The organism is Comamonas testosteroni, assembly GCF_000761245.1.
Classification (GTDB): domain Bacteria; phylum Pseudomonadota; class Gammaproteobacteria; order Burkholderiales; family Burkholderiaceae_C; genus Comamonas; species Comamonas testosteroni_C.
Window position 1 is genome coordinate 188293 of the sequence record NZ_AWOR01000021.1, and the last position, 13411, is coordinate 201703.

General features: G+C 59.6%; 12 protein-coding genes. 8 read left to right on the forward strand and 4 right to left on the reverse strand.

From position 1 onward, the window contains the following. Positions 1 to 32 precede the first annotated feature (32 nt). A complete protein-coding gene (locus P353_RS05795; protein ID WP_034366513.1) occupies positions 33 to 626 on the reverse strand; it encodes a ferritin-like domain-containing protein in 594 nt (197 codons plus the stop codon). 238 nt (positions 627 to 864) lie between these two features. On the opposite strand from P353_RS05795, the gene P353_RS05800 reads away from it, so the two are divergent. The 4 genes from P353_RS05800 (at position 865) to P353_RS05815 (ending at position 5036) form a co-directional block, all read left to right on the forward strand. Next, positions 865 to 1440, forward strand: a complete 576-nt coding sequence (locus tag P353_RS05800) for an RNA polymerase sigma factor (RefSeq protein ID WP_034366516.1) — start codon at positions 865 to 867, stop codon at positions 1438 to 1440. A gap of 18 nt (positions 1441 to 1458) precedes the next feature. After that, the gene (locus tag P353_RS05805) at positions 1459 to 2262 is read left to right on the forward strand and encodes an anti-sigma factor (RefSeq protein WP_034366519.1); all 804 of its coding nucleotides are present in this window, start codon (positions 1459 to 1461) and stop codon (positions 2260 to 2262) included. 415 nt (positions 2263 to 2677) lie between these two features. Continuing rightward, on the forward strand, positions 2678 to 4243 hold the full coding sequence (locus tag P353_RS05810) for a sensor domain-containing diguanylate cyclase (RefSeq protein ID WP_034366522.1): 1566 nt from the start codon (positions 2678 to 2680) through the stop codon (positions 4241 to 4243). Between the two features lie 424 nt (positions 4244 to 4667). Beyond that, complete coding sequence (locus tag P353_RS05815) at positions 4668 to 5036, forward strand: DUF1428 domain-containing protein (protein ID WP_003075292.1); 369 nt, start codon at positions 4668 to 4670, stop codon at positions 5034 to 5036. Positions 5037 to 5702: 666 nt separating this feature from the next. On the opposite strand, the gene ychF is transcribed toward P353_RS05815, so the two are convergent. The 3 genes from ychF to P353_RS05835 form a co-directional block, all read right to left on the reverse strand. Then, a complete protein-coding gene (gene ychF, locus P353_RS05825; RefSeq protein WP_003075290.1) occupies positions 5703 to 6800 on the reverse strand; it encodes a redox-regulated ATPase YchF in 1098 nt (365 codons plus the stop codon). Positions 6801 to 7074: 274 nt separating this feature from the next. Further along, positions 7075 to 7398 (reverse strand): hypothetical protein, encoded by a 324-nt coding sequence (locus P353_RS05830; protein ID WP_034366527.1) that lies wholly within the window; start codon positions 7396 to 7398, stop codon positions 7075 to 7077. Between the two features lie 107 nt (positions 7399 to 7505). Continuing rightward, on the reverse strand, positions 7506 to 8393 hold the full coding sequence (locus tag P353_RS05835; RefSeq protein ID WP_034366529.1) for an MOSC domain-containing protein: 888 nt from the start codon (positions 8391 to 8393) through the stop codon (positions 7506 to 7508). Between the two features lie 164 nt (positions 8394 to 8557). On the opposite strand from P353_RS05835, the gene P353_RS05840 reads away from it, so the two are divergent. The 4 genes from P353_RS05840 to P353_RS05855 all read left to right on the forward strand — a co-directional run bounded on the left by P353_RS05840 (position 8558) and on the right by P353_RS05855 (position 13309). Continuing rightward, a complete protein-coding gene (locus P353_RS05840; protein WP_198529028.1) occupies positions 8558 to 9685 on the forward strand; it encodes an FAD-dependent monooxygenase in 1128 nt (375 codons plus the stop codon). Between the two features lie 128 nt (positions 9686 to 9813). Beyond that, complete coding sequence (locus P353_RS05845) at positions 9814 to 10521, forward strand: DsbC family protein (protein ID WP_003071046.1); 708 nt, start codon at positions 9814 to 9816, stop codon at positions 10519 to 10521. A gap of 94 nt (positions 10522 to 10615) precedes the next feature. Continuing rightward, positions 10616 to 12433 (forward strand): M61 family metallopeptidase, encoded by a 1818-nt coding sequence (locus P353_RS05850; RefSeq protein WP_034366533.1) that lies wholly within the window; start codon positions 10616 to 10618, stop codon positions 12431 to 12433. Between the two features lie 96 nt (positions 12434 to 12529). Further along, positions 12530 to 13309 carry an enoyl-CoA hydratase gene (locus P353_RS05855; RefSeq protein ID WP_003051437.1) on the forward strand — a complete coding sequence of 260 codons (780 nt, stop codon included), beginning with the start codon at positions 12530 to 12532 and terminating at the stop codon, positions 13307 to 13309. Positions 13310 to 13411 lie beyond the last annotated feature (102 nt).

Consider the following 13411-nt stretch of genomic DNA (forward strand, 5'->3'; position numbering starts at 1 on the left):
CGGACTTGCCAGGTACTCGGGGCTGCGGCTTGTCAGCCGCCAAACGTCAAGGCGTTGCCAGGAAGCGGACGACCCAGAGCCGAGCTCAGTGCTGTGTAATGCATGGCTTCATCAGCCGCCAGGCGTCCCGCGACCTTGGCCAGATCGCGGCTCTCAAAGGCGGGAATGACGCCCAGATAGGCGTTGGTCGCACCAAGCTCCAGTCTTGCGGCGAGAGCCAGTACATCAGCCTGGCTTTTCAGGGTTGCGGCCTTCAGCGATTCGGCATAGGTCTGCATCGGGGCCTCGGCTACCGGTTTGCCACCCATTTTCTGAATCGTTGCAATCAGGGCGTCACGGTGGGCCTTGTGATGGCTTTGGAACAGCAAGGCGACATCCAGCACAGGCTTTTGCAGCAGACCGCTACTGGCTCCCAGCTGGTATGCATTGATAGCTTCATGTTCCAGCCCCAGGGCCACATTGAGGATGGATACATCCTTGGCTGGGTCATTGCCCATGCCTTGAGCCAGAGCTTCCCTGCCTGCCAGCATGGCGACTGCCACCGCTGACAAAGTGCCGGTAGTACCCAGAAATCCGCGTCGCGATGCCATTAGGGAGGGATGGCCTTCAAACAGATTGATCTTCATGATGACTCCTAGTTGACTGTGGCGCTGTGTCGAGCAATTTCGATGTCCGACTCTTGGAATACGCGGCCTGCGGATCGGTGGATTCAAGTTTTTGAAAATATTTCTGAGCCAATTCACGCGTTGCCCACATCCAGCAGCCGAGATGCTGCGTATAGGTAAACAGACGAGGTCGGCAATACGCCTTGGCAGTTATCCAACAGCGCCGCATTAAAGAGGCGCTTCTGTTCACAATGGCTGCATGAGCGCCAAAACACCGGACAACGAACTGATGGACTTACTCGACCGCATCGCAACCCGGGATGAGCGTGCTCTCAAGCTGCTGTACGACCTGACCGCCTCGCGGCTGTATGGGCTGGCTCTGCGCATCGTCGCCAACAAAGAGTGGGCCGAGGACGTGTTGCAAGAGAGCTTTCTGGGCATCTGGCGCAGTGCGGAGACCTACCGAGACTCGCTCAGCCCGCCGCTGGCCTGGATGGGCATGCTGGTGCGCAGCCGGGCCTTGGACTTTTTGCGCCGACGCAAAGCCGAGCGCCTGCATCTCAATGTCCCGATCGAGAGCGTGGAAGAGCTGTTGCAGGACAAGGATGCGCAAGAGCCCATGCAGCACATTGAGGCTAGCGAACAGGCCGCGGCATTGCATCAGTGCCTGCAACAACTGGCGCAGCCCCAGCGCCAGGTGGTGAGCTTGGCCTATCTGAGGGATTTAAGTCATAGCGAGCTGGCCAGCAGCCTGAAGCTGCCGCTGGGCACCGTCAAGACATGGATGCGTCGCAGCCTGGAGCAACTGCGCAAATGCATGGCACGCCATGTCTGAGCGTCAGGAGTCCACATCATGAATCTGATTCGAAACCCCGAATTGCTCGACCATCTGGCGGCTTCCTATTCATTGGGAACATTGCGCGGAGGGGCACGCCGACGCTTTGAGCAACTGGCACGCGAATATCCGCAGGTACGGGCGGCAGCATTGCTGTGGCAAGGTCGCTGGTCGGCCTTCTCCGAGGTTCAGACGCCAATACAGCCCGATGCAGCAGTCTGGACACGCATAGTCAATTTGCTGCAAGCCGAAAATGCCAGCCTCAGACTGGCTCGCCAACGTGAGGCTACTGCGTCGAAGCCGCCAGTGCGATCACTTGCTTGGTGGCGTGGGCTGGCTATGGCAGGCGGATTGGCCACTGTGGCGGCGGTCTCGGTGGGGCTTTGGTCTCATCAGAGGCTCGAAGACGCCTCACAGCAACAACTGTCTGCGCTGCAAGCTCAGCTCCAGATGACACAGGCTGCACTGCAGGCTGCGCCCCAGATTCAGTATGTGGCGGTGCTGGCCGACGGCAAGGCCAATGCATCCATGCTGGTGACGTTCGATCCTCGACATAGGCAATTGGTGTTGCAGCGTGTGAGCGGCTTTAAAGAAGCGGATAACCAGTCTTTGCAACTGTGGGCCTTGCCCCGGCAAGGCGCACCGCGCTCTTTGGGCGTCATGGGTGATGGAAAGCATGAGCAACTTACTGCGCAGGAGAGCGATGTGAACGCAATCCCGGCCCTGGCCATCAGCCTGGAGCCGAAAGGCGGCGTCCCCAGCTCAACGGGGCCGACTGGCCCGGTGCTTTTCAAGGGCGCACTCATTCGCCGAGATCTCTGATTCGCGTCTCCATTGACACTGCAGCGAACTGTGCCCGATCTGTCCAGAACCATTGAGGTTCAACAACTGCTATCCGTGGCGAGTCCTGTCGCTGCTTTTTGCTGCAAAAAACGGTGTGGCAGCTTGCAGTTGGTGATGCGATAACGAGGCTTGCCCTGCAAGGGCTGACTCATCGCCCGAGGTTGCACGGCGGCGGAAAGCGATTTATGCAACAGAGCCCCTACCGCAAGCGTTCAGCACTATCAGCGAATCGATGTGTGGTGAAGCTCGCACCTACGATCCAAAACCGTCTATGGCCGAAATCCCCAAGAGCCGTCAAAGCAGACTGTTGTGAAATGTGAATAAAGCGCTGTGCTGACTTATTCAAGCACAATCTTTACAAGCTCGACATCACCAGTGCAGGTGCTTAGACAATATGAAATCAACTCATTGGTTTGCTATTGATCGTAGTCACTTCTCCAGCATTTCCTATGCAATGCTCATCGTGGCTGGAGCAATTGCGCTCTCGATGGCGGCGATCTGCGCGGCAGCTCTTTATCAAAGTCGGCTGGACACGATGAAGCACGCGGTGGAAACATCGCGCAATGTGGCTCTTCTCGCCGAAAATGATGTGGTTCGAAATCTCGAACTCTATTCGCTGTCATTGCAGGCCGTGATTGATGGATTGAACGATCCAGAGGTGATGGCGGCATCGCCGCATCTGCGCGAAGTTGCCCTGTTCGACAAAGCTGCGACTGCATCCTATTTGGGATCAATTCTGGTTTTGGATACTGAGGGAAACATTGCCATCGATGCACGAAAAGTCAACCCAGGCAATGTCAACTTCTCTGGTCATGACTTCTTCACCGTGCATCGAGAAAATTCAGCCAAGGGGCTCTATGTGGGAGACCCATACGCATCACCGCTGCATGGCGGCGCCCTGAGCATTCCCCTGAGCCGTCGGATTTCTCATGCAGACGGCTCTTTCGCAGGCATAGTGCTGATCGATGTTCAGCTTGAATATTTCAGAAAACTATTTTCCGGACTGTCACTGGGTGAGAATGGATCGCTTGCATTGATAAGAAAAGATGGCGCGATGATGATGCGCCAACCCTTTGATGCCAAGGTCATAGGGCGCAATATACGCAACGCAAGCACATTCAAGAGGTTCATTGCGGAGCCTGAGGGCAGCTTTTCAGATATCTCTTACCTCGATGGTACTCATCGCCTGTACTACTTCAAGAATCTTCCGAGCTTGCCGTTCATTATCATGGTCGCGAAAGCGCACTCCGATATTTTCACGGCTTGGCGACAACGAGCACTGATCATTGCCAGCCTGATGGGGGTGCTCACAGCGGCCTTTATCGGCTTGTCCTTTGCTTTCGTGACACAGCTCAAGCGACGAATACGCGCAGAGTCGGAGCTGGCATTGTTAGCTCGTACCGATGGGCTGACGGGCTTGAACAACCGCCGCAGACTCGACGAAATGCTGGATCAGGAATGGCACAGGGCAAGACGAAACCACAGTATTTTTTCATTGCTATTCGTCGACATTGACAGGTTCAAGGCCTACAACGACACATACGGACACCAAGCTGGGGATGACGTCATCTCAACCATCGCCAAATGCATTGGTGACAATATTCGCAGGCCAGGAGATATCGCAGCTCGTTATGGAGGCGAGGAGTTCATCGTTGTTTTGCCGGATACATCTCTAGAGGGCGCTTCATGCCTTGCAGAAAGCATCCGCGCCGCCGTTTCGCAACTCTCTGTTGAGCACTGCGGAAGCGAGTTCGGCTACATCACAGTCAGCATTGGTTGCGCGGCATGGGAGCCAGAACACGATGCAGATGTAGCCTCGGTGATCCGTTCGGCCGATGAGGCGCTGTACAAGGCCAAGACGACAGGTCGCAACAAAGTTGTTGTATTCACCAAAAGTCCGACACAGCAAGTAGCGGACTTTCGGGACACAACGCAAAGCCATAGCCAGTCCCTCATCTGAATCCGTCATGGAAGTGGCACCAGTGCCGGTGCTCGATGAACATAAGAAAGAATGACGAACAGTTTGCAATGCCGCTGGCAGCAGCAAAGGCCGCAACGGATCTTGCCGAAGGCCAGAAGCTGTCTGTCACAAACTTCAGCTTCTGCGCTGGTGAGCTGCATTACGATCGACGCGAAAACTGCCACTACATCCCCAGCGAACCAATCGAGCGACATCGAGTTGAGGAGCAGGATGCATGCGCATTGGCTGCTCAGGCTCCCGGTCGCCACAGACAATGTGAATGGCCATGCTCAGCCTGGATTGCTGGAGCGTGATCTGCGAGCTCAAGGGGTTTAGGCTGAGTGCACTACAGCCACTGGCCCTGCGGGCATTGTGAGTGCGGCGCCAGCTCCGCATCTAACGGTCAATTCAGCAGGAGGAAGAGATGTCATATATCGATGGTTTTGTGATCGCTGTCCCCACCGCCAACAAGCAGAAATTCATCGAGCACGCGCGCAAGCTCGACCCGATATTCATCGAGCTGGGCGCAATCAGGGTGATCGAGGCTTGGGGAGATGACGTCCCCGATGGCAAAGTCACCGACTTCCGCCGCTCGGTTCAGGCCACGACCGAGGAGACGGTTGCTTTTTCATGGGTCGAATGGCCGGACAAGGCCACGCGCGACGCCGCCATGAAGAAGATGATGGAAGACCCGCGTATGGACCCATCCGCCCCCGGCAACCCGCCCATGCCCTTCGATGGCAAACGCATGATCTTTGGGGGGTTCGAACAGGTCGTCGAAGTGAAGCCTTGAAGTCTGATGTTCAGCTCATTGAGCTGTCAGGCTCAAACCCAGGCGATATCACCCTCTCACCCAGTTGCTTGATGCAATGCAGCCTGGTCTCCACCAAGCTGCGCCGGTGATCCCCGCGCCAGCCATGGCATGGCCTGCATCCAAAGCGCCTGCATGCGGCAGTCGTTCTCATTGCGATGCATAAAGACATCGCCTTTGCGCATCCGGGCATTCTCTGTCGGGGGAAGTGATGGGTGTGGCGAGGCGACATGCAGGGAGCTGCGTGTCATGAGCTCCGTGAGCTGCGGCGGTCAACCGTAGCTCGTCGCTGTGGGTTGTGCCTGCAATCGCGGGCAGCACAGCCGCCCCGGGAATTTGAGTTCAGTGGACTCAGCAAGCACAAGCGGCCCGCCCTCGCTGGATTGATGCGCCGCTTGCCGATACCGGCTATCGCCACCTCCGGCACAAAGGCGGCGGCTGAGCGCTGCCTTGTACTGCGTCCAGTTGGTGCTCGATAGCGGGGCTGGACTGCTGATGGCTATGCCCAGAGCATCCAGACCTGCCTGCTGCCGCGACACTGATTGATTCAACAATGCCGCCGCAGGCATCTGCCAGATGACCTTCAATGACGCCAGCACCTGGGCACACATGGGCATCCATATGTGACCGGGTGCATGTCAATCGTGCTTATTTGGGAGAGAACAGGAAGTTCATCACATCGCCGTCCCTGACGATGTACTCCTTGCCTTCGGCGCGCATCTTGCCGGCATCCTTGGCACCCTGTTCGCCCTTGAAAGCGACGAAGTCTTCAAAGGCAATGGTCTGGGCACGAATGAAACCGCGCTCGAAATCACCGTGAATCACGCCTGCAGCCTGGGGAGCCGTAGCGCCGACACGCACAGTCCAGGCACGCACTTCCTTTTCACCGGCGGTGAAATAGGTCTGCAGGCCCAGCAGCTTGAAGCCTGCACGGATCAGGCGGTTCAGGCCAGGCTCTTCCAGGCCCAGCTCCTGCAGGAACATATCGCGGTCTTCGTCTTCCATCTCGGCCATTTCGGCCTCGATCTTGGCGCAGATGGCCACCACGGGTGCGCCCTGAGCTTCTGCATATTCCTTGAGACGATCCAGAAAAGGATTGTTCTCAAAGCCGTCTTCGGACACGTTGCCCACAAACATGGCGGGCTTGGCAGTGATCAGGCAGAAAGGCTTGAGCAGGGGGGCATCTTCCTTGGACACAGACACCACACGGGCAGGCTTGCCTTCATTCAGGGCTGCCTGAATGGGAGTCAGCAATGCCACCAGCTTGGCAGCCTCCTTGTCGTTACCGGACTTGGCGGCCTTGCTGTAGCGGTTCAAGGCCTTTTCCACCGTGGCCAGGTCGGCCAGGCACAACTCGGTCTGGATGACTTCGATGTCGGAAATCGGGTCCACCTTGCCCGCCACGTGAATCACGTTGGGATCTTCAAAGCAGCGCACCACGTTGACGATGGCATCGGTTTCGCGGATATGGGCCAGGAACTGGTTGCCCAGTCCTTCGCCCTTGGATGCACCAGCCACCAGGCCGGCGATGTCCACGAACTCCACGATCGCGGGAACGATGCGCTCGGGCTTGACGATCTCGGAGAGCTGATCCAGACGCGGATCGGGCACTTCCACCACGCCGGTGTTGGGCTCGATCGTGCAGAAGGGATAGTTTTCGGCGGCGATGCCGGCCTTGGTCAGGGCGTTGAAAAGAGTGGACTTGCCCACGTTGGGCAGGCCCACGATGCCGCATTTGAGGCTCATGGAAATTCCTTATGTATCAATGCACTATCGAGCACCACACCCATGTGGCGGAAGTGCCCGATCCGCATCGTCGCGAATCCGGTTCTTTTGAAGCGTGACCCATAGGCACTCTGTCTACCCAGAGTTTCGTCCTGGTTTGGCCACGGAAAGCCCCCGATTGTAATGACCCGGCAATCTCTGCTCATCTGCGGTAGATTGCGCCGCTGTTCCGGCCAGAAAGCAAAAAAGCCTGCACAAAGACAGGCTTGGGAGAAAAAGTCCGAGAAATGCCGGATCAATCAGCGGCCAGGGCCGGCGAACTCTGTCGCATGGGACCAAACAGTTGCTCGAGCCCGGCAGTCTCCTCCAACCGTCGGAACTGGGATTGCGGACTGCACAGATATTTGGTCATGCAGGGAGTCCGACAGCTGCGCATCAAGGCAGGCACCTTCTGGGCAAACTCCAGCACCCAGTCTCCGGCCTCACAGCCAATATGACCATGACCGTCCGGCAGACAGAAATCGCTGTCGGGGGCACGAAAAGTCAGGCGAGCGATCTTTCCGGCAAAAGCACTGCTCCCGGTGAGAACCACGAAATCGCCAGTTTTGAATTCAGCCATGCCGCCCTCCCCTCGTTGCTGCTGCCAATGGCCTTATTGGACACTGGTTTCGCTGCATCACCATTACAGGGATGCCCCAAGTCTTTGAGGGTCAAAGGCCTACACCCTCAATCAAAGCGCAGATTCCCCGCCAGTTGCTGACCCACAGCCAGCTGTGCCGCCGCATCCGCAACGTCCGGCAGACCCAGCACTATGGCATTCATACCAAAAGTAATAGCACCATCCACACGCGAATCCTGGCGATAGCTGGAAATTGAATATCCCACTGCCGTGCCGGGTTCGGCGGTGTCGGGATCTATATCGGGAATCGGGCAACGCGTACAGGGCTTGCAGGGCAGCAGACTCAGACCGGGCAACTGGAGCAGCTCCAGCTGCTCCACACGGTCTTCATCATGGGCCTCGATATCGGCAATCACGATATTCGGACGAAAGCGCCGCGCATCGACAGCAGCCTCGCCGGCCTGCGTCAGTCGCTGATTGAGCTCGTCCACGGCCGACTGGCTGAGCAGCAGCAAAGGGTAGCCGTCGGCAAAGTGCACCGGAGCATCGCTATCGCCCACCCAGCGTTCGCTGGCCCGGCGCGGTTGCGAACTATCAAAGCGCACCAGCTGGCAGTTCTCCGCCAGAGCCCGACTCAGCCAGCTGCGAGCAGGCGCGGCCCATTCACCGAGGTCCCAGGCATCGACCGTATCCTTCCAGACCCGCGCACGGCATTTGCTGCCCTGTACCCGCAAAGGAATCTGCAAGCTGTCCATGCCCGGAAAATGCAGCAGCAAGTATTCATCCGTAATCTCGGGCCGGATCAGCGCCATGCGCGGATGACTGCGCTGCGTCAAGAAATCGCCATTGGCATCGACCACCATCCAGTGCCTGTCCCATTGCAGGCCATGGCGCGAGAGCTCGGCCTTCGGCACGGCAATACCGGCGCAGGATTTGACGGGGTAGATCCACAGTTCGGCAATCCGGCCCTGCACGTCATAGGCGGTGTCGGTCATCACATCTCCTTCGATTACGGATTCATCTCTCATTTTGCCCTCTAGTCCCTGCCTGACCTGCACAGCCCGCTATCAACAACATAGTTGGCTGCAGCCAGCGACCGCATGGCATGAGGTTTCCTCTATGAGCGCAGGCCCTGTCCGCGCCTCCTACAATGCCGGACATGGCGCAAACCTTTGATGTATGTATTCGTGGAGCCGGCATTGTGGGCCGGACCTTGGCTCTTTTGCTGGCGCGTGAGCGTCTGCGTGTGGCGCTGGTGGCGCCGCCTCAGCCTCGATCCCCGCAACAAAAGGATGTGCGCGCCTATGCGCTCAATGCCAGCTCCAGGGCCGTGCTGCAGTCGTTGCGCTGCTGGCCTGACGACGAGGATGCCACACCCGTGGTCGGCATGCAGGTGTTTGGCGATCTGGACGGCCAGATCCAGTTTGACGCAGCGTCTCAGGAAGTGCCGGCGCTGGCCTGGATCGTCGATGTCCCCGCGCTGGAGCAGCGCCTGGCCGAGGCCGTACGCTATCAACCCCAGGTGGAAATCGTCAACGAACCGGTGGAGGCCGCACTCACCGCGGTCTGCGAAGGCCGCTCCAGCAGCACGCGCACCGAATTCGGGGTGGAGTTCTCCGTCACGCCCTATTCCCAGCACGCCATTGCCACCCGGTTGAGCTGTGAGCTGGCGCATGGCGGCATTGCACGCCAGTGGTTCACGCCGGAAGGGATTCTGGCCTTTTTGCCCATGGGCGGACCCGACGGTCACGAAGTGGCCGTTGTCTGGTCGCTGGAACAATCGCTGGTGCCTGACTGGCTGGAAAGCGACGAAGAAAGCTTCACCACCCGCCTGCAGTCCATCAGCCAGGATGCGCTGGGCCAGCTGGAGCTGGTGGCCGAGCGCGCCACCTGGCCTTTGCAGCAGGCCGTGGCCGATCGCTGGTGCGGACCGCTGGACAGGAACAGCCAACAAAGCTGGGTGCTGGCAGGTGACGCCGCCCACAACGTCCACCCGCTGGCCGGCCAGGGTCTGAACCTCGGCCTTGGCGATGTGCAGACTCTGGCACGCGTCCTTCAGGAGCGCGACTACTGGCGCAGCCCTGCCGATCTGAAGCTGCTGCGCCAGTACGAGCGTGAGCGCAAGGCATCTCTGGCCCCCATGGGCCTGGCCATGGACGGGCTGCAGCAGCTGTTTGCCCGCCCCGAAGTGCCTGTGCAGATGCTGCGCAACTGGGGCATGAAGGGCTTTGAGCGCAGCGGCCTGCTCAAGTCCTGGATGGCCAAGCAGGCCATGGGTCTGCTCTGAGAGGCGGGCTCAGGGAACCCTTGGCTCAGTCCTTACTCCAAGCAACAGCCCTGCCGTCCATGCATAGTGGATGGCAGCCGATCTCATTCTTTCCACGCTGCAGCGCGCTGCAGCCCACGATATCTTCCATGAAACTTGTTGCCTGCCTGCTGGCCACCGCCAGCCTGACCTTCGGCCTGAGCGTGCATGCCCAGGATGCCAACCTCAAGAAGACGCTGACCGAGCGCATTCCCCAGCTCGAGAAAATCGACGAGGTGCGCTCCACCCCCATGAGCGGCCTGTACGAAGTACGCGTGGGCACGGACATCTTCTACACCGATGCCAAGGGCAACTATCTGATTCAGGGCGAGCTGATCGACACCAAGGCGCGCCGCAACCTGACCGAAGACCGCATGACCCAGCTCACGGCCGTGGACTTCAAGCAGTTGCCCATCAAGGACGCCATCACCATCGTGCATGGCAAGGGCGAGCGCAAGATGGCCGTGTTTGAAGACCCGAACTGCGGCTACTGCAAGCGCTTTGAGAAAGACCTGCAGAGCGTGGACAACGTCACCATCTACCTCTTCCTCTACCCCATCCTGAGCCCGGACTCGGCCGAGAAGTCGCGCAATATCTGGTGCGCCAAGGATCAGGCCAAGGCCTGGCATGAGCAGATGCTGAACAGCAAGAACGCGCCAGCCGCCCAGTGCGACCCTGCCGCCATCCAGCGCAATCTGGCTTTCGGCCGCAAGTACAAGATCACCGGCACGCCCACCGTGATTTTTTCCAACAATGTGCGTGTGCCCGGCGCCATCTCGGCTGCCGAGGTCGAAAAGCACCTGGCCGCCGCCAAGTAATCCCTGTCTCATTGCCGGAGCAGCGTGCATCTGATGAAGTTTCAGGCACGCTGCGATAGGTTCGCATGCTCCGGCCCGCATTTCTGGAGCTGCCATGACCTCTGACCCCAATGCCTGCGGCATTCGCCCCGACATCCGCTTCGCCGTGCAGGCCAGCGCGGTGGACGCCCATCTTTTTGATGTGGAACTGCATATCGCCCAGCCTGCGGCGCAGCAGCTGCTGTCGCTGCCGGTGTGGATTCCTGGCAGTTATCTGGTGCGCGAGTTTTCCAAGAACCTGCAAGGCTTGAAAGCCGTGCAGAACGACCAGCCCGTGGCCGTTCTGCAACTCAGCAAAAATCAATGGAAAATCGACTGCAACGCCGACTCGGCGTGCGTTATCAGCTATCAGGTTTGCGCCTATGACACCTCGGTGCGCACGGCCTGGCTGGATCGCCGGCGTGGTTTCTTCAACGGCACCAGCCTGTGCCTGCGCGTGCATGGCCAGGAAGACCGCCCCCATGCGCTGGAGCTGCTCGGCAGCCCCGCCACCGAGGACTGGCAGGTGGCCACCGGCCTGAAGCCGGCGCAGGTCGACGCCAACGGCTTCGGCCTCTACACGGCGGCCCACTACGACGAGCTGGTGGACTGCCCCGTGGAGATGGGGCGGTTCTGGCGCGGCAGCTTTAAGGTCGGCGGCGTGCCCCATGAGTTTGTGGTCGCCGGTGCCGCGCCCAGCTTTGATGGCGAGCGCCTGCTGGCCGATACGCAAAAGATCTGCGAGGCCGAGATCGCCTTCTGGCACGCCGACGGCAGCCAGCCGCCCATGGATCGCTATGTCTTCATGCTCAATGTGGTCGATGACAACTATGGCGGCCTCGAGCACCGCAACAGCACGGCGCTGATCTGCGGCCGCCGCGATCTGCCGCGCAAGGGTGAAGCCAAGGCTGGCGAGGGCTACAACACCCTGCTGGGCCTGATCAGCCACGAGTATTTCCACACCTGGAACGTCAAGCGCCTGCGCCCGGCAGAACTGGCCCGCTACGACTACGAGCAGGAGAACTACACCGAGCTGCTGTGGTTCTTTGAAGGCTTTACCAGCTACTACGACGATCTGTTCCTGCGCCGCGCCGGACTGCTGGACAACAGCCAGTACCTCAAGCTCGTCACGCGCACCATCAACCAGGTGCTGCAGACACCGGGCCGCCTGGTGCAATCCGTGGCCGAGTCCAGCTTCGACGCCTGGGTCAAGTACTACCGCCAGGACGAAAACACCGCCAATCACACGGTCAGCTACTACACCAAGGGCTCGCTGGTCGCTCTGTGCCTCGATCTGGCCCTGCGCGCCAACGGTACGGGCAGCCTGGACGATGTGATGCGCGGCCTGTGGCGCAAGAGCGAAGGCGGCCCCATCAGCGAAGCCGATGTGCTGGCCGTGGTCAGCGAAGTGGGCAACCCCGAGATTGCCGGACAGCTGCAAACCTGGGTGCATTCCACCGAGGACCTACCGCTGCGCGAACTGCTGGCCCGGCATGGCATCAGCAGCAAGGCCGAGCCCGCACAGCTGGCGCAGAAACTGGGCCTGCGTGTCCAGGAAAACCATAGCGTGCAGATCAAGACCGTGCTGCGCGGCGGGGCTGCCGAGCAGGCCGGCATGATGGCTGGAGACGAATGGCTGGCCGTCGAGGCCGATGGCCAGCGCTGGCGCATCAGCAAACTGGACGATGTGCAGCTGTACGCGGCCGGCTCCAATCAGCTCACGGCCTGGGTAGCACGCGACATGCAGATTCTGCAGCTGACGCTGAACCTGGGCGGCCTGCTCGCCAAAGCCGCCAGCGAGGATGCAGATAGCGCCAGCCCCATCAGCAATCTGGGGCTTGAAATCAGCGACAAGGCCGCTGCAGAGCGCTGGCTGACGGGCATTGCAGCCTGAACCGCCCCCCAAGGCGGCGCTGCTGTGCGACAGCCGGCAGCCAGGCTCAGCGGTTATTCTTGGCAGCAGCGATTCATTCTTTAGCAGGAGACAAACTTGGCCTACGAAACCATCGAAGTCCGCGTGGAAGCGGAAAAAGTCGGCATCATCACGCTGAACCGTCCCAAGCAGCTCAATGCCCTGAACGACCAGCTCATGGACGAACTGGGCGATGCGCTCAGGAAGTTCGATGCCGACAAAAGCATTGGCTGCATGATCATCACCGGCAGCGAACGCGCCTTTGCCGCCGGTGCCGACATCGGTGCCATGGCCAAGTACAGCTTTGCCGACGCCTATGGCGGCGACTACATCACGCGCAACTGGGAAACCATTCGCAGCATCCGCAAGCCCGTGATTGCCGCCGTCAGCGGCTTTGCCCTGGGCGGCGGCTGCGAGCTGGCGATGATGTGCGACTTCATCATCGCTGCCGATAACGCCAAGTTCGGCCAGCCAGAGATCAAGCTGGGCGTGATTCCCGGTGCCGGCGGCACGCAGCGCCTGCCGCGTGCCGTGGGCAAGGCCAAGGCCATGGACATGGCTCTGACCGCCCGCATGATGGACGCCACCGAAGCCGAGCGTGCCGGTCTGGTCAGCCGCGTCGTGCCCTTTGACAAGCTCATGGAAGAGACGCTGGGCGCCGCCATCATCATCAGCGGCTTCTCCCAGCTGGCCGTAATGGCTGCCAAGGAGTCCGTGAACCGCGCCTTCGAGAGCGGACTGTCCGACGGCGTGATGTTCGAGCGCCGCCTGTTCCATGCCCTGTTTGCCACCCAGGACCAGAAGGAAGGCATGGACGCCTTCGTGAACAAGCGCCCCGCCAACTTCACCCACCAGTAAGCACCAGATTTTTCGCAAGAAATTTCAGCAAACCAATTGAAGCAGCGATTTTTTGCATATAATCGCTGTCTTCGGTCGTATAGCTCAGTTGGTTAGAGCGCA